Annotated in this window: 23 protein-coding genes; 6 read left to right on the top strand and 17 right to left on the bottom strand. The window is 68.7% G+C overall.

Annotated elements, in window-relative coordinates:
• The first annotated feature begins 268 nt into the window (after positions 1-268).
• The gene (locus tag ACWDTS_RS11805) at positions 269-1,093 is read left to right on the top strand and encodes a dienelactone hydrolase family protein (protein ID WP_450118234.1); all 825 of its coding nucleotides are present in this window, start codon (positions 269-271) and stop codon (positions 1,091-1,093) included.
• Between the two features lie 133 nt (positions 1,094-1,226).
• Here the strand turns inward: ACWDTS_RS11805 and ACWDTS_RS11800 are convergent, their stop codons facing one another.
• From ACWDTS_RS11800 to ACWDTS_RS11765, 8 genes are read right to left on the bottom strand one after another with little or no spacing between them, the layout of a single operon-like run.
• Positions 1,227-2,756, bottom strand: coding sequence for a flavin-containing monooxygenase (locus ACWDTS_RS11800; protein ID WP_450118233.1), 1,530 nt, complete (start codon positions 2,754-2,756; stop codon positions 1,227-1,229).
• Positions 2,753-3,613 carry an alpha/beta fold hydrolase gene (locus ACWDTS_RS11795; protein WP_420752312.1) on the bottom strand — a complete coding sequence of 287 codons (861 nt, stop codon included), beginning with the start codon at positions 3,611-3,613 and terminating at the stop codon, positions 2,753-2,755. Before ACWDTS_RS11795 ends, ACWDTS_RS11800 begins: the two co-directional genes overlap by 4 nt.
• On the bottom strand, positions 3,613-4,377 hold the full coding sequence (locus ACWDTS_RS11790) for an aspartate/glutamate racemase family protein (RefSeq protein ID WP_197252014.1): 765 nt from the start codon (positions 4,375-4,377) through the stop codon (positions 3,613-3,615). Before ACWDTS_RS11790 ends, ACWDTS_RS11795 begins: the two co-directional genes overlap by 1 nt.
• Positions 4,374-5,711 (bottom strand): M20 family metallopeptidase, encoded by a 1,338-nt coding sequence (locus ACWDTS_RS11785; RefSeq protein WP_450118232.1) that lies wholly within the window; start codon positions 5,709-5,711, stop codon positions 4,374-4,376. The genes ACWDTS_RS11790 and ACWDTS_RS11785 overlap by 4 nt, the downstream gene beginning before the upstream one ends.
• Entirely contained in the window at positions 5,708-7,039 is a 1,332-nt protein-coding gene (locus tag ACWDTS_RS11780; protein ID WP_450118231.1) for an amidase, read from the bottom strand. Before ACWDTS_RS11780 ends, ACWDTS_RS11785 begins: the two co-directional genes overlap by 4 nt.
• A complete protein-coding gene (locus tag ACWDTS_RS11775; protein ID WP_248674907.1) occupies positions 7,036-7,914 on the bottom strand; it encodes a VOC family protein in 879 nt (292 codons plus the stop codon). Before ACWDTS_RS11775 ends, ACWDTS_RS11780 begins: the two co-directional genes overlap by 4 nt.
• A 37-nt stretch (positions 7,915-7,951) precedes the next feature.
• Complete coding sequence (locus tag ACWDTS_RS11770) at positions 7,952-9,007, bottom strand: FAD-binding oxidoreductase (protein WP_450118230.1); 1,056 nt, start codon at positions 9,005-9,007, stop codon at positions 7,952-7,954.
• A 3-nt stretch (positions 9,008-9,010) separates the two neighbouring features.
• Entirely contained in the window at positions 9,011-10,204 is a 1,194-nt protein-coding gene (locus ACWDTS_RS11765) for a Rieske 2Fe-2S domain-containing protein (RefSeq protein WP_248674905.1), read from the bottom strand.
• Between the two features lie 269 nt (positions 10,205-10,473).
• Between ACWDTS_RS11765 and ACWDTS_RS11760 the strand changes: the two genes are divergently transcribed.
• Together ACWDTS_RS11760 and ACWDTS_RS11755 are read left to right on the top strand one after the other, a co-directional pair.
• The gene (locus tag ACWDTS_RS11760) at positions 10,474-11,088 is read left to right on the top strand and encodes a winged helix DNA-binding protein (RefSeq protein ID WP_450110878.1); all 615 of its coding nucleotides are present in this window, start codon (positions 10,474-10,476) and stop codon (positions 11,086-11,088) included.
• A gap of 79 nt (positions 11,089-11,167) precedes the next feature.
• Positions 11,168-12,589, top strand: a complete 1,422-nt coding sequence (locus ACWDTS_RS11755) for an acyl-CoA synthetase (RefSeq protein WP_450118229.1) — start codon at positions 11,168-11,170, stop codon at positions 12,587-12,589.
• Positions 12,590-12,614: 25 nt separating this feature from the next.
• Here ACWDTS_RS11755 and ACWDTS_RS11750 read toward each other — a convergent pair whose 3' ends face one another.
• From ACWDTS_RS11750 to ACWDTS_RS11740, 3 genes are read right to left on the bottom strand one after another with little or no spacing between them, the layout of a single operon-like run.
• Complete coding sequence (locus ACWDTS_RS11750) at positions 12,615-13,235, bottom strand: dihydrofolate reductase family protein (RefSeq protein WP_450118228.1); 621 nt, start codon at positions 13,233-13,235, stop codon at positions 12,615-12,617.
• Positions 13,235-13,741, bottom strand: a complete 507-nt coding sequence (locus ACWDTS_RS11745) for an SRPBCC family protein (protein ID WP_450110881.1) — start codon at positions 13,739-13,741, stop codon at positions 13,235-13,237. Before ACWDTS_RS11745 ends, ACWDTS_RS11750 begins: the two co-directional genes overlap by 1 nt.
• A 3-nt stretch (positions 13,742-13,744) precedes the next feature.
• Positions 13,745-14,086, bottom strand: coding sequence for an ArsR/SmtB family transcription factor (locus ACWDTS_RS11740; protein WP_450110882.1), 342 nt, complete (start codon positions 14,084-14,086; stop codon positions 13,745-13,747).
• Positions 14,087-14,195: 109 nt separating this feature from the next.
• Between ACWDTS_RS11740 and ACWDTS_RS11735 the strand changes: the two genes are divergently transcribed.
• On the top strand, positions 14,196-14,324 hold the full coding sequence (locus tag ACWDTS_RS11735) for a hypothetical protein (protein ID WP_269437598.1): 129 nt from the start codon (positions 14,196-14,198) through the stop codon (positions 14,322-14,324).
• A 7-nt stretch (positions 14,325-14,331) separates the two neighbouring features.
• On the opposite strand, the gene ACWDTS_RS11730 is transcribed toward ACWDTS_RS11735, so the two are convergent.
• Positions 14,332-14,793, bottom strand: a complete 462-nt coding sequence (locus ACWDTS_RS11730; RefSeq protein WP_197252023.1) for a DUF6194 family protein — start codon at positions 14,791-14,793, stop codon at positions 14,332-14,334.
• Between the two features lie 61 nt (positions 14,794-14,854).
• Between ACWDTS_RS11730 and ACWDTS_RS11725 the strand changes: the two genes are divergently transcribed.
• The gene (locus ACWDTS_RS11725) at positions 14,855-15,583 is read left to right on the top strand and encodes a MerR family transcriptional regulator (RefSeq protein WP_248674899.1); all 729 of its coding nucleotides are present in this window, start codon (positions 14,855-14,857) and stop codon (positions 15,581-15,583) included.
• Here the strand turns inward: ACWDTS_RS11725 and pepN are convergent.
• A complete protein-coding gene (gene pepN, locus ACWDTS_RS11720) occupies positions 15,570-18,065 on the bottom strand; it encodes an aminopeptidase N (RefSeq protein WP_450110885.1) in 2,496 nt (831 codons plus the stop codon). The two genes, ACWDTS_RS11725 and pepN, sit on opposite strands and share 14 nt — an antisense overlap.
• A gap of 58 nt (positions 18,066-18,123) precedes the next feature.
• Positions 18,124-18,303 (bottom strand): tautomerase family protein, encoded by a 180-nt coding sequence (locus ACWDTS_RS11715; protein ID WP_197252026.1) that lies wholly within the window; start codon positions 18,301-18,303, stop codon positions 18,124-18,126.
• 61 nt (positions 18,304-18,364) lie between these two features.
• On the opposite strand from ACWDTS_RS11715, the gene ACWDTS_RS11710 reads away from it, so the two are divergent.
• Positions 18,365-18,805, top strand: a complete 441-nt coding sequence (locus tag ACWDTS_RS11710) for a hypothetical protein (protein WP_450110886.1) — start codon at positions 18,365-18,367, stop codon at positions 18,803-18,805.
• A 26-nt stretch (positions 18,806-18,831) separates the two neighbouring features.
• Here the strand turns inward: ACWDTS_RS11710 and hisI are convergent, their stop codons facing one another.
• Genes hisI through ACWDTS_RS11695 form a run of 3 tightly spaced genes read right to left on the bottom strand, consistent with a single transcriptional unit; the run spans position 18,832 to position 20,773 of the window.
• Positions 18,832-19,182 (bottom strand): phosphoribosyl-AMP cyclohydrolase, encoded by a 351-nt coding sequence (gene hisI, locus ACWDTS_RS11705; protein WP_197252028.1) that lies wholly within the window; start codon positions 19,180-19,182, stop codon positions 18,832-18,834.
• Positions 19,179-19,952 (bottom strand): imidazole glycerol phosphate synthase subunit HisF, encoded by a 774-nt coding sequence (gene hisF / locus ACWDTS_RS11700; protein ID WP_450110887.1) that lies wholly within the window; start codon positions 19,950-19,952, stop codon positions 19,179-19,181. The genes hisI and hisF overlap by 4 nt, the downstream gene beginning before the upstream one ends.
• On the bottom strand, positions 19,949-20,773 hold the full coding sequence (locus tag ACWDTS_RS11695) for an inositol monophosphatase family protein (RefSeq protein WP_450110888.1): 825 nt from the start codon (positions 20,771-20,773) through the stop codon (positions 19,949-19,951). The genes hisF and ACWDTS_RS11695 overlap by 4 nt, the downstream gene beginning before the upstream one ends.
• Between the last annotated feature and the right edge of the window lie 3 nt (positions 20,774-20,776).

Raw genomic sequence — 20,776 nt, 5'->3', positions numbered from 1 at the left:
ACGCAGGTGCGACGCCCCCACACCCGTCGCGGCGAACCGCCATTCCTCGAGGAGCAAGCGCTTCACACTTGGTCTTCGCCTCACGCTACGCCGTACCCGGCCGAGGAACCAGGGCCCGAAGTCACCACGCAACTGAACGTTTGGGGAGAAACCCGGTGCTGTGTCCCGCCCAACCCAGGCGCTGGCGGACAGTGGATCCGCCTGCACTCGCGGCCGCGCACGCGAAAGCCGCACCGGCCTAACACGCACCGGGATATCGTCACGTTCCATGCCGGACGACACCATGGACGATTTCGACCGTGTCACCTTCACCCACGACGGCAAGACGCGCACGGTCTTCCGTCAGGGCACGGGACCGGCGGTGATCGTGATCGCCGAAATACCCGGCATCACACCGAAAGTGCTCGAGTTCGCCCGCCGCGTCTCCGCGATCGGCTGCACGGCCGTGCTGCCCCACCTGTTCGGCCGGCCGGGACGCGCCTACCCCGACCCCGACGTCGACGGCAGGCTGGGCGCGGCCCGCGTGTTCGCCGAGTCGCTCGTTCCCGCCTGCATCAGCCGCGAATTCACCGTGCTGGCCACCGGCAAGACCTCCCCGGTCGTCTCGTGGCTGCGCGCCCTGGCCGCCGAGGAACATCGCCGATGCGGCGGGCCGGGGGTCGGAGCGGTCGGCATGTGCTTCACCGGCGGGTTCGCCCTGGCGATGGCCACCGACGACCGTCTGCTGGCGCCGGTGCTCTCCCAGCCCTCGCTGCCGTACGGAATCACCGCACGACAGCGGCGTTCGATCGACATCTCCCCCGACGATCTGGCGAAGGTCAAACAGCGCTGCGCCAACGGGCTCACGGTCCTGGGGCTGCGATTCAAGGGCGACAAGAACTGCCGTGCCGAACGCTTCGCCTATCTGCGCGAGCAGCTGGGCCCGGCATTCGTCGGTGTGGAGCTCGAGAACTCCGCCGCCAATCCCGCAGCGGCCCTCGGACCTCACTCGGTGCTCACCGAACACCTCATCGAGGAACCCGGGCAACCGACGCGGGACGCACTCGACCAGGTCCTCGACCTGTTCCGCACCCGGCTGCTCCCGCCGTTGTGACCCACCGCCTCGACCGTGGCGACACCGACAACCGGACTCGGCGCTGTACATGACCGAGACCCGCAGATCCCTCGTTGATCCGCGTGCCGGGACATGACAGCGCCGAGCCCTGTCGCACGATCGAGCCGAACGATCATGACGCTGTCGAGACCACCGTCCTTTCTTCGGTCACCGAGTGACGCCGCTTCAGCTCCCGGGCGGCGTGCCGGTACGAGGACGGGCGGGCAGGCAGCAGCCACTGCAGCAGTCGGGTGCCCGGGCCGACGTTCAGTCCGATCTCGTCGAGAACCTCGTCCACGTGCCGGAGCGAGAACGGGATGATGTTCGTGCCGCGGGCCTGCTTGCCCTCGGTACGGTCGATCATCCAGTCCAGTCGCGTGCGGACGAACGCGCGACGCTCCTCGACCGGCGGGATCGCCCCTCCCAGCATGTGGTTGACGGTCCACAGTGCCGCCGCCTCGGCGCTGAGCGGGCTGAACAGCGAGGACCCGTAGCCGACGAAGTACAGATTGGCCACCTCGTTCGGCAGGATCTGTCGGTACAGCAGGAAGTTGCCGTCGTCGTCGAGCAGTCGCTTCTGCACCGCTTCCGGCAGGAAAGGCACTCGCTGCACGAACCCCGTAGCGCAGACGACCACGTCGGCGGGCAGCACCGTGCCGTCGTCGAGTTCGGCGACCGGCCGCCCGTCCTTCTCCCTCAGCACCGCGATGGACCTTCCCCGCCGTACCGAGATCGTGCCGGCCTCGACCTTCTCGTAGAAGCCCTCGGTGGCGAGGCTGACCGCGTGACGCACGATCCGCTCGAACGAGCCCTCCGGCACCAGCCCGGTCCGGTCGAGCCGCAGTTGCCGACGCGCGACCCCCTCGATGCCGCCGAGCAACCCGTTGCGGACGAACCGCCCCGACCCGGTCAGGAACCGCCCGAGTCCGCGTTGCTCGATGTGCTCGAACAGTCCCTCGCTGAGACGGGTGAGCAGGATGTACTTGTAGTTCAGTACGTTTGCGAGCTTGCGCGGCATCTTCCAGGTGACCTCACGGGCCACGAGGGTGGTCGAGGCCGCGACGTCGCTCAATGCCTCGGCAACGTCGCAGGACGATTTGCCGTAGCCGACGACCAGTACGTCGCGGTCCGCGGCGTCGGCGAGGTCGTGGAAGTCCGAGGCTGCGCAGAGCCGGCCTCCCGCGGCCTCGTACTCCTCCCGCCCCTCGTAGGGCGGGAGGAACGGGTCGCAGAAAATGCCGTTGGCGACCACCAGACGGTCGTACTCCTCGACCGCGGTCTCCCCCGCGACGGCGTTCCGGCTGGTGACCGTCCAGCGCTGCGAGACGGGATCCTGGTCCGCCGAGACCACTTCGGTGTCCAAACGCAACAGGCGCCGGAGATCGAAGTGCTCGACATAGTCGTCGAGGTACCGCTGGACTTGTTCCCCGGTCGGCCACTCGGGATAGTCGGCCGGCATCGGAAAGTCGGAGAACGCGTACGTGCCCTTGTTGTTCTGGGTGGTGACACCGGGATACCGCCGCGTCACACTCCACACCCCACCGACGTCCGGGGTCCGATCGTAGACGTGGACGTCGAATCCGAACTCGGACAGCAGTTTCGCCGAACACAGGCCGGCGATCCCCGCACCGACCACCGCGACTCTTCGTCCCTGGCCGGTCATGACCGATCGGCCCCCGCGGTGTCCTCGGCGAAGAAGGCACTCACCAGCTGCTGGAAGCGTGCGGCATGCTCGATCTGTGTCCAGTGACCGCACTTGCCGAAGACGTGCAGCTGCGAATTCGGAATCAGGTCGAACATCTTCTGCGACGCCGCAACCGGCACCACCCGGTCCTCCCGGCCGTGCAGGATCAGCACCTCGTGCTCGATCGCGGCCAGGTCGGCGTCGGGCACGATCTGCGCGTCCAGCCACCGCTGGCGAGGCTCGGGGAAGACCTGCTCGAAGGCCTCCTGTGCGCCGGGCCGCGCCGTCGCGCGGTACCGCAGCTCGGCCAGCTCGTCGGTGACCAGCGACCGGTCGTAGGCCATGATGTCCATGATCTTCTTCATGTTCTCGACCGAGGGCGTGTAGCCCCACAGCGCGTCGAGTTCGGGCGTGAAGTCGAACTGCACACCACCGGCTCCCATCAGCACGATCCGGCCGAGCCGCTGCGGATGCCGGACCGCCAGGTGCAACGCGAGTCCCCCACCGAACGAATTGCCGACCACGTGCACCTTCGGAATCTCGAGGGCGTCGAGCAGCGCGAGAATCTGATCGATCCAGGTATCGAAGATCTCGAAGCGGACCGGGTCCGGCAGGGTGGTGTACCCGAAACCGACCAGGTCGGGGGCGATCACCCGACGCTGCTCGGCGAGCACCGGGATCAGTCCCCGCCAGTTGGCCCACGCCGAGACGCCGGCGCCGGAACCGTGCAGCAGCAGCACCGGGATGCCGTCACCCGACCCTACGTCGTGGTAGTTGGTCTCGAACCCACCGGTTCGGATGGTCTGTGCAACTTCGGGATTGGTGTCGACCTGCATCAGGACTCCTTCGAGGGGAAGACGGATGCCACCGCGGCGAGCAGGTCGTCCTGCGGCCGTTCGGGCGAGGGGTATGCCTGCTTGCTGTGCGACAGGCCGGTCTGCACGAGCATTTCGCACATCTTGTAGGCCACGACACCGGGATTGAGCACCGGAACGTCGAGGACGGTGGACAGGTGGGCGTGGCTCTGATGCATCGTCGTCGAACCGAGGATGATGACGTCGGCGCCGTCCTCCGCAACGGCGGCCTTCGCCTCGCGCTCGAGCGCCGCGAAGACGAAATCCTCCTTGCCCGCCAGCAATTCGGCAGCATCCGGGCGGACGCCGATGTCGCGCACCGACGCCAGTCGGGAGGTGATGCCGTTTTCGCGAGCAGCCTTGTGATAGAGCTCGTGCCATTGCGGCCACATGGTGACCACCGAGAACTTCTTGCCGAGCAGGCAGGCCAGCAGCATGGTGGCCTGGCTCGGCGCGACGACCGGGATGGACAGCCGGGACCGCAGGGCGGCGAGCGCCGAATCGCTCATCGAGTTCACGCAGACCCCGACGTAGCCCTGCTCCTCGGCGCGACAGCCCGCGTCGAGCACGAACGCGTCCGCGAGGGTCGTTTCGTAGGCGCTGTCGAGGCTGCCGCCGCCGTTGCGCGCCGAGACGAAGACGTTCTCGAACGCCGGGTGCACGAAGTCTCCGGAGAGCTGGGCAGCGAAGGCGTCCAGCGCCTCCGGCGGAACCGGGACGGGGACGATGTTCAGTACACGTTTCACAGGTCGAGTTCCTCTCGGGTACGGGTCAGGGTGTCCACGACGGCGAAGGCGATGGCACGGGTCGCCATCATCACGTCGGTCACCGAGGCGACACCCATGCCGCCGAGACCCTCGTTGAGTTCGGCCGGGGCACTTGCCGGCGGCCAAGGGTAACCGATTCGGGCACAAGGAATTCCGAGACGACGGATCAGAGTGCCGTCGGTCTGCCCACCCAGCAGAGGGGTGGACTCGTAGGGCTTGCCCTCGACTTCCTCCCAACCCCGTCGGCAGCTCTGGATGATCCAGTTGTCGGGGTCGGTCATGCCGGCCGGGAGGGACCCGTACATCTCCCAGTCCAGTTCGATGTCGGGATGTCGCGTGCGCAGGGCGCGGATCATCTCGGCGAACTGATGCCGCACCTCGCCGGGTGTGGTCCGCGGATTGACCCGCACATCGAGATAGATCTCCGTCGCCGCGGACGGGAAGGCCGGCTTGTCGGGACTGCCGGACCGGACCGCCGAGATCCAGCCCTCCGGCAGCGTCGACCCGGAGGTGTTGCGCGCCGTGTACTCCGGCAGCCACGCCTCGATCTCCTGGATCACCGTGGCGGCGGGCACGATCGAGGATCGGAAACCCTCGGTGCCGCGGCTGATGCCCGCGTACCCGAACGTGCCGCGCACCGTCACCTTGAACCAGCACATCCCGGGTTCCTCCGGGTACACCGCCCACCACGGCTTCAGCACGATCGCGTGATCGGGCATCATGCCGTGGGTGAGCAGATGGAACACCCCGGAACTCATCCCGACCTGATCGCGATTGCTCATGCTCACCGGCATCCCGCCGCCCGCGAAGCCGATCGCCAGATCGCCGAGCAACGGCAGGTCCGCGTCGACGACCGCGTGCAGCACCTCGGTCAGCCCCGCCACCATGCACTTCGGGTTCGAGGCGCCGAGCCCGATCACCAGATCGCCGTCGACCTTCGCCTCGGGAATCATGTCGGGCCGCAACGACTTCCCGACCCACGGCACGTCGGCCTCGGGATCGATGTGGGTGTCGATGGGCGCGTACAGCAGCAATCGGCTTCCGCCACCGCTACCCCGTAGCTCGCCGATCGCATTGCCGGTGTGCTCGGAGATCGGCTGGTACCGGGCGTCGATTCCGACGTTCTCCTGCAGGTAGCTCGCCATGTGCTCGGACGCAGGACGCTCCCGACCGGTCGGGCTGTGGATGTTCACCAGGTCGACGAGCAGATCCCGGAATCGATCGGGATTCAGTTTCGCGCAGACCTTCTCGTACATCTCCCGCCGGGCGGGATCGAGTGTCACGGCGTCCGTGGTGTCGAGAGTGTCGGTCACGGTCGGCCCCCTTCGTGGACTTCGAAGCGATGCGCCAGTCCGACGCGATCGGTCAGGCACGTCGCGATGCGGACCAGCCCCTGGTCGGCGTGGTGCGGCGCGATGAGCTGGATACCGAGGGGCAGGCCCTCGACCCCGCGCCCGGCGGGCAGGCCGACCGCCGGGCACCCGGCGATGCTGGCGAGCTTGTTGAACACCGGGTCGCCGGTGCCGGTCTCGATCGGCGGGGCCTCGCCCGGTGCCGCGAGCGTGACCAGCACATCGACCTCGTCGAACGCACGCCCGACGAACGTTCGCACGCCCCTCAGCACCTGGCGCGCCCGCTGGATCTCGCTGGGGGCGGCGGTGCGCCCGTCGTGAAGGAATCGGTGCAACTGCTCGGAGACCCGTTCGACATGCGGACGCGCGATGCGGTCGGTGAGCGAGGCGGACGCCTCGACGGCCATGACCAGGGTGTGCGCCCGGTCCAGCGCGTCCAGTTCGTCCGGCACCGGCACGTCCCGCACGTCGGCCACGACCCCGCGCAGGTTCTCCGCGAACTCGTCGAGCAGCGCCGCCGCGGCCGGGGTGGCCCGGTCCGCCCACGGGGGCCGGAGAATCCCCACGCGCAGGTTCCGCAACGCGGGAAGAACCGCGGCCGGCGGGGTGGTGGACCCGTCGGTCGAGAGCGACTCGTCGATCGCCCCCAGCCACGCCGGATGGCGGGCGAATGCGCCGACGGTGTCGAAGGTGAGCGCGACGGGCAGGACCCCGTCGAACGGCCACCGCCCGTAGGTCGGTTTCAGGGTGAACACCCCGCAGAACGATCCCGGCCGCAGCACCGATCCCGCGGTCTGGGTACCGAGCGCGAGCGGCACCTGACCGTCCGCGACCGCGGCCGCGGACCCGCTCGACGACCCGCCCGGTGTTCGATCGAGTCCGTGCGGGTTCCGGGTGGCGGTGGGCCGGTAGGTGGCGAACTCCGTGGTGGTCGTCTTGCCGAGGATCACCGCGCCGTCCCGCCGGAGCCGACGGACCACCTCGGCGTCCTGCGCGGGCTGCCACCCGGACCACAGGTCGGATCCGTAGCCGGTCGGCTGGTCACCGGTCTCGATGATGTCCTTGAGCCCGAACGGGATACCGTGCAGCGGCGACCGTCGCGGCTCGGCGTCCCGCGCCCGTGCCTGTTCGAGGGCGAGCGCCGGATCGAGGTGCGCCCACGCTCCGATTTCCTGGTCGCGCTGCGTGATCCGGTCCAGACAGCGCTCGACGGCAGAGACGCTGGGGTGCTCGTCGGCGAGAATATCGGCGATCGGAGAGACGGCCTCGGTGCCGGTCACGGTACTCATCCGACCTTCTGCGGTTCGTGGCCCCACCGCGACGGCGAGCGGAAGGTCTTGACCTCCCAGTCGTCGGAGTCGATCGTGTCGCCTCCGTAGCCGATCTCGATCGCGAAGCCGGACGGTGTGCGCATGTAGAACGAGGTGACGCCGTCGTTGGTGTGCCGGCCGAAAGTCATCTGCAGTGCGATGCCCGCGCCGGTGACGAGATCGTATGCGCGGCCCACGTCGTCGAGCGATTTCGTCTCGATCATCAGGTGGTTGAAGTCACCGCCGGTGAAGCTGAAGCACTCGTTCATCAGCGCCAGGCTGTGGTGCCGCGGATTGCAGTGCAGGAAGGTGGCATCCGCACCGTCCCAGACGATGTAGTCGGTGAGCTCGAAGCCGAGGACGCGGGTGTAGAAGTCGACCGCGGCCGGGTAGTCCCGGCACATCAGCACCACGTGACCGAGGCCGAGTTCACCGGTGACGAAGCCACTGATCACCCCTCCCCCGGCGAGCGGGGTGTGGTCGATGGTGGGTCCGAACACGACCTCGTTGGGGAAACCTTCGGCGTCGGTGAACCGGAACGCCGCGACGGCCAGTCTCTCCTCCGGCGCTCCGGTGTCGATCCAGTCGACGTCGATACCTTCGGCCGCGACCCGCTCCGCGACGTCGCGGAGGTCGTCGAGGCTGTCGACCTCCCAGGTGATGGCCCGGATCCGGTCCTCGTTCGCGGGGTACAACGCGATGCGGTGGTGGTGGTCGTCGAGCCGGATCAGCAGGGGATCGTTGTCGTTGTGCCGGGGGCGTGCCTGCAGGCCGAGCAGATCGACCAGAACCTGGCGCCAGGTGTCGAGGTCGGTGACGTCGACGCTCAGAGCGCCCAAGCGGGTGATGCTCATATCGTCCTCTGTTTCGAAAAGGGGGGCCGCGGAGCGGCTAGCTGGGAAGGAATTGCTCGGCGTGGATGCGCTCGGCGGGCAGGCCGAGTTCGACCAGCCGGTCGTGTGCGGCGGCGAGCATCGCCGGCGGTCCGCACAGGTAGGCGGAGGTGCGCGGGTCGCGGACATCGTCCTCGGTGAGGACGCTGACCGGGTTCCCGGTCAGGACCTCGTCGATGGAGGTCGGCTCGTCGCACGTCACCCGGACGTCGAGAGTGCGCATGAAGCTCCGGCGGGCGTCGAGTTCGTCGAGGTGGAACAGGTCCACCTCCCGGGCGCAGCCGAACACCAAGCGGATCGGGTGGTCCTCGCGGGCGGTCTGCAGGTTCTCGAGCATGGACAGCATCGGTGCGAGACCGGTGCCGCCGGCGATCATCAGCGTGGGTCCCGGTTCCTCCGCGAGGCCGAATCCGCCGCTGGGACCCTCGATTTCGATCAGGTCACCGACGGAGGCGGCGTCGCGCAGGTAGTCCGACATCACCCCGGACGGCAGGACTCGAATGGTGAAGGCGAGTTTCTTGCGGTCCCGCTCACCGGAGGCCATCGAGTACGAGCGCCACTCGTCGGTGCCCGGTACCCGCATCCGGACGTACTGACCGGCACGGAAGGCGAACCGGACGGACTTCGGCAGCTTGAGCACGAACTCGACCACCGACTCACCGAGCCAGGTGATCGCCCCGACCTTGGCGGTGGCGGCGACGAGCGGGTACTCGTCGAGCATCGAGGCCGGGTAGTCGAGCTCGACCTCGCTGTCCGCGCACGCCACCGACTGGCACAGCAGTCGCTGTCCATCGCGAATCTCGTCCTGCCGCAACGAGAACACGCGATCCTCGGGCATCGCGAGGTCGCCACGGACGACCTTGCCGACGCACGTGCCGCACGTGCCGACGGTGCACTGGCTGACCAGACGGACCCCGGCGGCCGTCGCCGCCTCGAGGACCGTCGAACCGGCCGGCACGGTCACCGTCCTGGTGCCGTCTGCGAACGTCAGGTCTACCGTGTGGGCGACGCCGGCCTCGGACGCCGCCACCGCTTCGGTCGGGGTGATCGTCATGGGTCAGTCCTCGTCCAGGTACGGCGACTCGAAGAACCCGCGCGGATGACGGGCCGCCATCTTGCGCCACGCGATGATGGAATAGTCCATGTCGCAGAGCATTTCGTTGTTCCAGCCGTCGAAACGGGTGTAGTGCTCCTCGGTGGCCTCACGGGCGAAGACGTCGCTGTTGTTGAAGCCCTCGAGCGCCAGCGGCAGCATGAAGTTGTCGTACTTGAAGTTGAACTCCGCGATCTCCTCGTCGGTGCGGGCGCGGGTGGCGATGACCTCCCAGTACTCGTGGTGGTGGTCGTCGATCGGGACGTAGAACTCGTACTGGACGTGATCGGTGATCGGCCAGTGCTCGACCATCAGGACGCCGGGAACCCACAGCGAGGTGCGGAAGTAGTGCGGCACCGTGCCGCGGGCCTTCATGTTGACCTTGGGGTTGTCGAGGACCGGCTGATACAGGTCGGGGCGGTCGTAGCGGTTCATCACGCCCTTGGGACCGTTCTCGATGTCGATTTCCTCGGTCGCCGAGTCGGTGAGCGCGTTGACGCCGAGGGGCAGGGCACGGTCGAGGGCGACGAGGATCTGGTTGTCCCAGTGCACCAGCAGGTGGCCCGGATCGAGGCCGTTCTCCGCGGCGAGGCGCCAGTTGCCGACCAGCTTGCGGTGGATCCCACGGATCACGACACCTTCGTCGAGCAGGTGCGGCACCGGAGAATCGTTGGGGTCGTTGGTAACCGGAGCCGGAAGGTCGCTGGCCAACGGCGGCGGAGTGCCGAAGTCCTCCTCACCCACGAACACGTAGATGATCCCGTTCGCCTCTTCCACCGGATATGTCCGGATGCGGGCCTTTCCGATCAGCGAGTCGTCGGGATTGCCGACGATGGTGGTCAGACTCCCGTCGTCGAGTCCGTAGGTGAAGCCGTGGTACCAGCAGGTGATCGTGCCCTCGGACAGGCACATCGGCTTCGCCGAGAGCTTCACGCCGCGGTGGATGCACCGGTCGGATACCGCGTAGGTCTTGCCTGCGCTACGGCGCAGCGCAATGTCGTGCCCGCCGATGGTGACGCCCTTGGCGGTGCCGTCCTCGAGTTCGCTGGACAGCAGGGCCGGGTACCAGTGATTGGCGAAACCCCAGTCCGCCTGGACATACGGGGCGTACTGGCGGGTGACGCCCGCCGAGGATCCACTGTGCGAAATAGCGGTCATGGAATGACCTCCCTGGAGGTGGTGATTGTGGGATCGGTCGCGATCTTGTGGGCTGAGACGCAACCGGGATGAGAACCCGCGAACCGGGTGATCCGAGAAGTGGAGTGACACTCGCTGTGTCCGACACCACAATATCGAACTTCGATCGAGAGTCAATGGAAATTTCGTGAAATTTTCATTGATGCTGTGCGGCCGGGCTTGGTACCGTTGACCAGCGCGGCGCACCGCGTCGCGGGGCGATGAGCCCGGGCCGACCCCGGAAGACAGTGATGACCAGCGCAGACTCCGAGCCGACCGACGACAACACCCCCCTGCCCGACGGCAGGCGCTGGCATCTCGCCGAGAACGCCTATGAGGACGCGTTGACGTCCTTCGAGTTCGCAATCCTCCAGGCCGAGGGCGGGTTCCAACGCTTCGCCGTCCAGGCGATCCGGACGGCCACCGACCTCGACCTGGCGTTCAACGAGATCGTGGCGCTGCACGTCGTCCGGATGCAGGAACGGTCCAAGGATACTGCGACGATCGCGCAACTGACCAACCGGGAGGATCTGCCCAACCTGCAGTACAACCTCCGCAAACTCGTCACCCTCGGCCTGCTCGAACGACGGAAGGCCGGCACCTCGTCCGTCTTCACCGTCACCGAGAAGGGTCGGGCCGTCACCGACCGCTACGCCCAGTTGCGCCGCGAGACCCTCGTGTCCAATCTCGAGGAACTCAGCGACATCACCACGAAGATGCGGCACGCGTCGCGATCGATGCAGGTGCTCACCGGCCTGTACGAGGCCGCGAGCCGCGAACTCGCCACCATCAACACGGCCGTGCTGTTCGAGCCCCTCGAGAACGGATCGCGACCCCGCCGCTCGGCGAAGCGCACCTCCGACTGACCCACCCCCTCATCCATCACCCCCTATGCACCCGGGTCTCCCGGGTGCGTCCCCGGCGACCCCTGAAAAGGATCGACACATGACCGACGACACCCGGCCGTTGCTGGCCGCGCTCTCCCCCGACGCCGAAGACCGCACGGCAGTCCAGGTCGGCGATCGGGCCCTCTCCCGTTCGGAACTGACCGCTGCTGCGGCTGCCGTGGCCGACCGGGTCGCCGGGGCGAGTGCCGTCGCCATCGATGCGACCGCAAGCCTCGAGACGATCGTCGCCGTCACCGGCTGCCTGACCGCCGGTGTCCCCGTGGTGCCGGTGCCCCCGGACTCCGGCCCTGGCGAGCGTGGACACATCCTGACCGACTCCCGCGCGCAACTCTGGCTCGGCGACCCTCGCGAGGACGTCGCGCTCGAGACCGTCCCGGTCGACATCACTGCCCGATCCGGGTCGACTCACCGAGAACCGGCTGCCGACCGAACCGCGATGATCATGTACACCTCCGGGACGACCGGTGCACCGAAGGGTGTGCTGCTCTCCCGCTCGGCCGTGGCCGCCGGACTCGACGGGCTGGCGCAGGCCTGGGACTGGAATCCGGACGACACCCTGGTCCACGGCCTGCCGCTGTTCCACGTCCACGGGCTGATCCTCGGGGTCGTCGGCGCACTGCGGCACGGGTCGCCGCTCCATCACACCGTCCGGCCGACCCCGGATTCCTATGCGGCTGCGGCGGGCTCGCTGTATTTCGGGGTACCGACCGTCTGGTCGAGGGTCTGCGCCGACGAGTCGTCCGCTCGCGCCCTCGGCTCCGCGCGACTGCTCGTGTCCGGGAGCGCACCGCTCCCGGTGCCGGTCTTCGAACGGCTGCGGGCGTTGACCGGATCGGCGCCCATCGAGCGCTACGGCATGAGCGAAACCATCATCACGCTGAGCACCCGGGTGGACGGCGAACGCCGCCCCGGGTGGGTCGGCCTCCCGATCGACGGGGTCCACAGCCGGATCCGGGACGCTTCCGGCGGCGACGTGCCGCACGACGGCGAGACCCTGGGCAACCTCGAGATCACGGGTGCCACCCTCTTCGACGGATATCTCCGCAACCCGGAGAAGACCGCCGAGTCGATGACCGCCGACGGATGGTTCCGGACCGGGGACATCGCGGTCGTGGACGAAACAGGATTCCATCGCATCGTCGGCCGCGAGTCGATCGACATGATCAAGTCGGGCGGCTACCGGATCGGCGCCGGCGAGGTGGAGGCGGCACTGCTCGATCACCCGGACGTCGGCGAGGCCGCAGTCGTCGGAGTCCCCGACGACGATCTGGGTCAGCGCATCGTTGCATTCGTCGTCGGCGAAGCGAACGACGCGCGGACGCTCTCCGACTTCGTCGCACGCACCCTGTCGATCCACAAGCGGCCCCGGGAGATCCACTTCGTCGACACGCTCCCTCGCAACGCTATGGGCAAGGTGCAGAAGAAGATTCTCGTGGAAGAGCACCAGGCCGGGCGGTGAGCGCGCTGACTCGGCGCCCACACAGCTACCGGCGGCGCACGGCGTAGGTCAGGTGGGTCACCCTCGGCGAGGACTCCACGTGTACCGGCTCCAGGGCCACTCGCTCCGCGTCCACACCCTCGAACAGGCGGATCCCGGAGCCGAAAAGCACCGGTGACAGCGCGATCGAGAACTCGTCGATCAGGCCGGCGTTCAGGTACTCGAGGATCGCGGCGCCGCCGCCCGCGATGCGGACGTCCCGGTCGCCGGCGACCGCTCGGGCCTGTTCGAGCGCGGCCTCGATACCGTTGTTGACGAAGTGGAAGGTCGTGCCGCCCGGCCGTTCCCACGGGTCACGCTTCTCGTGGGTCACGACGAACACCGGGGTGTGGAACGGCGCTTCCTCCGGCCACCCCTGCTCGCCGCCGTCGAACATGCGCTTACCCATCACGCTCGCGCCGGTGCGCTCGAACGTCTGCCGCAGGATGTCGTTGTCGCGTCCTTCCTCGCCGCCCTCGCCGAGTTTCAGGTTCTCCCGGAAGAACCGCTGCGGAAAGACCCACTGCTGCAGTTCCGTCCACTGCCGGCCCATCAGGTCGTCGAGGGACTCGGGCGCGATGAATCCGTCCAGCGACATGGACACGCTGAAGAACACCTTCCCGGTCATCAGCCCTCCGCCGCCTTCCGGACGATCTCGGTGACATAGGCGTCCAGGTGGCTCAAGGTCTGCCGGCCGCCCTCGACCGCGTGGTACTGCTCGACAGCCTGATCGCGCAGCTCCTTGGTGGGGAACACCGTGCGCATCTCGATCCGGGTCGCCGCACCGTCGGGCTCGAACGTCAGGACCGACTCGAAAGCGCTCGGGTCGCCCGGGTATTCACCGTGGACCAGCGCGATCCGCTCCGGCGGGGAGATCTCGGTCCAGGAGATCCACTCCTGGTAGTCCGTCCCGTCCGGGCCGTGCATCACGAAGTCCCACTCTCCGCCGACGCGGAAGTCGAACGCCCGCGTCGTGGTCGTGAACCCGTCCGGACCCCACCACCGTGACAGGTGCCGCACGTCGGTGAACGCCTCGAACACCAGATCCCTCGGTGCCTTGATGATTCGGTCGATCACGATCTCGCGGTCCGCCGTTGCGGACCGAGCCGGCACTCCTCGTCCCGTTGCGCTCATCAGCTATTCCTCTCGCGTTGTCTGCTCGAGTTCCTGCACGTACTTGTCCAACCGGTTGAAGCTCTGGTTCCAGAACCGCTCGAATCCGCCGGTCCAATCGTGAACCGGCCGCAGCCCGCGGGCGTCGAGGCCGTACAGGCGCTGCTTGCCGACCCTGCGGTCCCGCACCAGCCCGACCTCCCGGAGCACCCGCAGGTGTTTGGACGTCCCCGGCTGGGTCATCCTCAGCTCCTGGGCCAGCTCGGTCACCGGTCGCTCCCCCGCGCGCAACAGCATCAGGATCTCCCGGCGCTGCGGCTCCGCGATCGCGTTGAAGACATCCGACGTCGTTGCTGCTCGTGCCATAGCCCCAATCATATTCCCATATCGGAATGCGTCAATGGCAGAGAACCGGGAGGCTTCTACCGATGGGTCGCCGCACCGAACGTGTCCGACCCCACCGGCTTCATCTGCCATGACGAACACTGCCACGATCGGGTGGATCGCCTCCGAACTCGAGGGCGTCACCGAGTTGCTGCAGGCCGCGTACACGCGGATGAACGCGGTGAATGCCCGGGCGCGGTTGCTGTATCCCCGAGCGTGAAGGCAGGTCAGCGCCCCGGCCGGTAGCGCGACCGCGCCAGCGCGTGGGCCTGCGCCAGCAACTCCCGCACGTCGGCGTCGGTTCCGCGTCCCGGGTTCACGACCGACAGCCACCCGAGCGTGCCGTACACCGGATGCGCGAAGATCCGGTCTACCACGCTCGGGTCGGTCTCGAGCGTCCCCGCCTCGCGCGGTCGCACGCCCGTCCGCGCGATGAACGCATCCTTTCCGGCGAAGACGTTGAGCCGGAAGGCATCCGGACGATTCAGCTGTGACTTCTCGTCACCCGGGTAGTCCTTGGTCACGATCGTCGCGAACGGCTGGGTCCTCTCCGGTATCCGCCCGTCCGGGGCGTAGTAGAAGAACGTGTCGCCCCAGCTGATCTCGGGTGAGCCGTCGCCGGGAACCGGCCGCAAGGCCAGCACGCCGCCGGGTTCGGTGACGAAGTCGATGATCTCGTCGATACTCATGTCTCGAGTGTTTCATTCAAGTGCTTGTGGAGACCTGGACCGCAAACAGCGAGGAGAATCGGTGGAAAGTCGCCATTCGCGGCTGCGCACGAGCGACGTCGCGCGCGGTGCCGGGTACTCGGTCCAGCAGATCCGCAATCTCGAACGCGACGGCGTGCTGCCACCGGCGGCCCGATCGGATACCGGCTACCGGATCTACGGCGAGGAGCACCTGGAATCCGCATGCGCCTACCGGGCCCTGGCTGCGGGGGTGGGGCCGGTCGAGGCGAAGGCGATCGTCCGCGCGGCGCATACCTACCCGGCGTCGGATCTGCTCGCGCTCCTCGACGCAGCCCACGCACGCCTCCACACCGAACGCCGCGACCTCGCGCTCGCGCAGGAGGCGGCGGCGGCGATCTCCACCGAACCGATCGACGACGTCCACCCCTCCGACGCCATGAGCATCGCCGAACTCGCCGGCGCGCTCGGGGTGCGGGTCTCGACGCTGCGGCACTGGGAAGCGGAAGGGCTCCTCGTGCCGGACCGGGCCGGGGCGCGCGGCCCGCGCCGCTACTCCCCCACCGACGTGCGGGACGCGCGCATCGTCCATCAGCTGCGCCTCGCCGGGTACCGCATCCCGCAGCTGCGGCAGGTGCTGCCCCGGTTGCGGGCCGCCCGCGGCCGCGCCGAGCTGAGCGCGGCGCTGACCGCCCGGGGCGAGAACATCGATGCCCGCGCGCGGGCCCTGCTCGACGGTGCTGCCGCGCTTCGATCGCTGATCGGCCCGGCGCAATCCCCTAGGGTCGGTTGACCAACTGAGCCCGCAGGTCGCGGGCGAGATGGTCGCGCTGCTCGAGCACCAAGCGGCGCAGCGCCCCCGGAGCGTCCGGGTGCGCATCCAGCCAGCCGTCGGCGAGTGCGACGGTGTCGGTGTCCGGGAACAGGCCGACGACGATCCGCCGGGCGATCTCGATACTCCGCTCGTCCCACACCCCGCGGATCGCGGCGAAGTAGTCGGTGTCGTAGCGCGCGGTCAGGTCTCGTCGACCACCGGCGCGGAATCCCGCGATGGTCGCGTCGAGGTGCTCGTTGGACAGGCTGCGATCGGTGAGGATCGCGGTCCACGCGGTGGCCTTGACGTCGGCGGCGGGTCGGGCCGCGAGGGCACGCAGGTGCGCGGTGCGACCGGAACCGGTGTCGTCGCGGGTCAGTTCGCCGTCGAGGTCGGCGGCGTCGGCATGCCCGGTCGCGGCCAGCGCCAGCCACAGCGACCAGCGCAGGTCCGGGTCCAGCGCCAGCCCTTCGGGCGGCGGCGCGGCGCCGTCGAGGACGGCCCGGATGTCCGCGGCGCGGGCGTCGTCGTAGACGGCCGCCGCCGCGACCGTCCGCGCCCAGGCGAGTTGCGCGCCGGAGCCGGCGTCCGCGGCGTGCAGCGCGGCCCACGCGGAGTCGAGCCACGCGCGACGGTAGCCGGGGCGCGTCGCTTCCGGCAGGTAGTGCTCGATCGCGGTGGGAACGTTGCTCTGCACGGCGCTGAGCAGCGCAAGGTTCGATTCGGCCGGGGCGAAGCGCTGCGCCATCGTCACGTACCGGGTGGCGAGCAGTTCGGCGTCACGGGTGGCGTTCCACAACGCCGACCACACGAGACCGCGGGCGAGCGGATCGGTGATCCGGTCGAGCGACTCCTCGACGGTGGCGAGGGAGCGCGTGTCGAGCCGGATCTTCGCGTAGGTGAGGTCGTCGTCGTTGAGCAGCGTGAGAGGCGCGTCGGCGAGGTCCACCCGCGTGCGGCGCTGTTCGAGATCGACCTCGATGCGGTAGCGCCGCACCAGGTTTCCGCTTTCGTCGAAGTCGTACTGCCCGACCGCGAGGCGGTGCGGCCGCGGATCGCTCTGAACGATCTCGAACCCGCCGCTGCCGGCCGGTTCGAGGGTGAGCGTGGAGACGCCGGTGGTCTGCAGCCACGCGCGCGCCCAGCCGGTCAGGTCACGCCCCGAGGTCGCCGACAGTTCGGTGAGCAGATCGTCGAGGGTGGTGTTGCCGAAGGCGTGGGCACGGAAGTAGCGGCGGGCACCTTCGAAGAACGCGTCCCGGCCCACGTACGCGACGAGTTGCTTCAGAACGGAGGCACCCTTGGCGTAGGTGATGCCGTCGAAGTTCAGTTTGGCGGCTTCGAGGTCGACGATGTCCGCGACCACCGGATGCGTGGTCGGCAACTGGTCCTGCAGGTACGCCCACGCCTTGCGCCGGTTCGCGAACGCCACCCACGCGTCGGTGAACTCGGTGGCCTCGGCACTGACGAGCGAACCCATGTAGTCGGCGAAGGATTCCTTGAGCCACAGGTCGTCCCACCACTTCATGGTGACGAGGTCGCCGAACCACATGTGCGCCATCTCGTGCAGGATCGTGTTCGCCCGGCCCTGGTACTGCGCCGCGGTCGCCGCGCCCCGGAAGACGTAGGACTCGGTGAAGGTGACGCAGCCGGGGTTCTCCATCGCACCGAGGTTGTATTCGGGCACGAACACCTGGTCGTACTTGCCCCAGGGGTACGGGTAACCGAAGTGCTCGGCGAAGAAGTCCAGTCCCTGCCTGGTGATCTCGACGATCGCGTCGGCGTCGAGGTACTGCGCGAGTGACGCCCGGCACAGTACACCGAGGTCGACGGTGAGATCGTCTCGGCTCCATGATGATTCGACCAGATGATAGGGGCCGGCGACGACCGCGGTGATGTAGGTGGACATCGGCGGGGTCGGCGCGAACACCACGCGCTGCCCGCCTGGCACCGAATTCCGGTGCGCGACGGCCTGATTGGACACAACCTGCCACCCCTCGGGTGCGGCCACGTCGAAGGTGAACGGCGCCTTGAGATCCGGTTGCTCGAAGCACGCGAAGACGCGGCGCGCGTCGGCCGGCTCGTACTGGGTGTAGAGATAGGTCTGTCCGTCGGCGGGGTCGACGAACCGGTGCAGACCCTCCCCGGACCGGCTGTACTCGCCGGTCGCCGCGACCGTCACCACGTTGTCCTCGGCCAGCCCGCTCAACGCGATCCGCGCCCCGTCGTACGCGACCGCGACGGGGACGCCGTTGACGGTGACGGACTCGACCGACGGGCCCAGGAAGTCGAGCCAGGTCTCACTGGAGGTGGAGGTGAACTCGATCGTGGTGGTGGTCGCGAAACCGGTGGTCGCCGGATCGGGCGCGTCCCGCAGGTCCAGTTCCACGCGGTAGGCGTGCACGCGGACGGCGTTCGCGCGGGTCGCGGTCTCGGCTCGGGTCAGGTTCGCGGTGCTCACGCGACGATCCTATGGTGCCCGCACCCGGATCCGCCGTCACCGGAAGTGGCGTCGCGGGTCAGCCGAGCGGAACCCCGCCCACACCCCAGTTCTCGCGGGGCACCTCGGTGAGGGTCACCCACACCGACGACTCGGGTTTGCCGGAGGTTTCCGCGTAGGCCTTGGTGACCGCGGCGATGACGGCGGCCTTCTGCTCGGTGGTCAGGCCGGGTGTCTGGCTGATCTGGATCAGTGGCATGTAGGACACTGTGTCACAACCGTCCTCGGGCCTCTCACGCGCGCTGTGTAGCGTTCACGGCATGAGCAGGTTGGACGAAGTGGGCGAGCGCGACGCGTGGCGATGCTGGCTGTGCGACGAACCCGTGGACCCGGACATCTCGGTCAACGATCCGCGCGGCCCCAGCGTCGACGCCCTCACCACCGCGAAGAAGGGCGCGAAGGGCGGGCAGGAACGACTGGCTCACCGCGCGTGCAACACGAAGAAGGGCGCGGTGAAACCGGTGGTGCCGTGGGCCGAGCACCTCTTCGTCGTCGACCCCGCCCCGATCATCGGGGTGATGGATCAGCTCACCCGCAAGGGCGGCCGCGTCGCCGTCGCACGCTGCCCCACGGAAGCCGACGCGACCGAAGCCGGTGCCTGGCTGGTGGACCGGATGTCGCGCCTGGCACCCGACCTGAAGGTCGCGGCGCGGATCGACTCCGCCGGAGGCGGATTCCTCCTGTCGCTCACCGCGTCCTGAGCATCGGCCCCGGCCTGCCGACGGCTCTACTCGGCGGCGAGCAGCACGTCGGTGTCGAAGCAGGTGTGGGTGCCGGTGTGGCAGGCGGCGCCGGTCTGGTCGACGACGAGCAGCACCGTGTCACCGTCGCAGTCCAGCCGCACCTCGTGCACGTACTGGGTGTGCCCGGAGGTTTCGCCCTTGACCCAGTAGCTGTTGCGTGACCGCGAGAAGTACGTCGCCTTGCGGGTGGCGAGGGTGCGGGCGAGCGCCTCGTCGTCCATCCACGCCATCATCAGCACCTGGCCGGTCGACTTCTCCTGTACGACGGCCGCGAACAGCCCGGCGTCGTTGCGCTTGAGTCGGTCGGCGATCCGCGGGTCCAGAATGTTGGTCATCGCACCGTGATCCCTTCTGCCCGCATGGCGTCCTTGACCTGGGGAATGGTGAGTTCCCCGAAGTGGAACACGCTGGCGGCGAGCACCGCGTCGGCCCCGGCCTTCACCGCGGGCGCGAAGTGCTCGACGGCACCGGCGCCGCCGCTGGCGATGACCGGCACGGACACGGCGGCGCGGACGGCCTCGATCATCTTCAGATCGAATCCGGCCTTGGTGCCGTCGGCGTCCATCGAGTTGAGCAGGATCTCGCCGACCCCGAGTTCCTCACCGCGGCGGGCCCATTCGACCGCGTCGATGCCCGTGCCGCGGCGACCGCCGTGGGTGGTGACCTCCCAACCGGAGGGGGTGGGTTCCTGCCCTTCGGGAACGGTGCGGGCGTCGACGGACAGCACGATGCACTGGGCGCCGAACCGCTCGGACATCTCGCGCAGCACCTCGGGGCGGGCGATCGCGGCGGTGTTCACGCTGACCTTGTCGGCGCCGGCCCGCAGCAACCGGTCCACGTCCTCGACGGTGCGCACACCGCCACCGACGGTGAGCGGGATGAACACCTGCTCGGCGGTGCGGGTGACCACGTCCAGCATCGTGCCGCGGTCACCGCTCGAGGCGGTGACGTCGAGGAAGGTCAGTTCGTCGGCGCCCTGTGCGTCGTAGACGGCGGCGAGTTCGACGGGGTCACCGGCGTCGCGCAGGTTCTCGAAATTCACGCCCTTGACGACGCGTCCGGCGTCGACGTCCAGGCACGGGATCACCCGAACTGCCAGGGTCATGGTTGTTCTCCTTCGAGGCGGGAATCGGTCACCGATTCCAGTATGTCGAGTATCTCGTCGTGCACGCCGGGCGCGGCCGCGACCACCGAGCCGGAGCCGATCCGCCACGGTGCGCCGGTGAAGTCCGTGGCGATACCGCCGGCGGCGCGCACCAGCGCCACCCCGGCCGCGTTGTCCCACGGATGGTGCCCGAACACGACGGCACCGCCGAGTACCCCGGCGGCGGTGTAGGCGAGGTCGACACCGGTCGAGCCGTGCATCCGCAGCCGGGACACCCGGCGGCTCAGTTCGGTGATGACCGCGAGCCGTCGCCGGCCCGGGACACGGCCGCGGCTGTCGATGTCGAAGCTGCCGACGCCGACCATCGCGTCGGCGAGCCGCCCCGGCTTCAGCGGCTCGGCGGGCACGCCGTTGTGCAGCAGGGGGCCGTCGACCGCGGCGGCGAACCGCTCCCCCACCAGCGGCAGCCACGTCAGTCCGAGCACCGGGTCACCGTCCTGCACGAGCGCGAGGAGGATCCCGGCGGTGGGCAGGCCGGCGGAGTAGTTCACGGTGCCGTCGATGGGGTCGAGCAGCCACACCGTGCCCGTCCCGGCGCCGGGTCCGCCGAACTCCTCACCGTGCACCGCGATGCCGGTGCGCTCGGTGAGCTCGCCGCTGATGCGTCGCTCCAGCTCGAGATCGAGATCGGTGGCGAAGTCGTCGGGACCCTTGTCGACCGATCGGGGCGCGCCGCGACCGGCGACGAACCGCTCCGCCGCGCCGTCGAGGATCTCACTCGCGACCGCAAGCAGCCTCGACAGGTCGGCGGTGTCGGTCATCGG

The sequence above is a fragment of the Rhodococcus sp. NPDC003383 genome (assembly GCF_053589115.1).
Note: the sequence above shows the minus strand (reverse complement) of the source record. Positions and strands in the feature narration are given on the sequence as shown.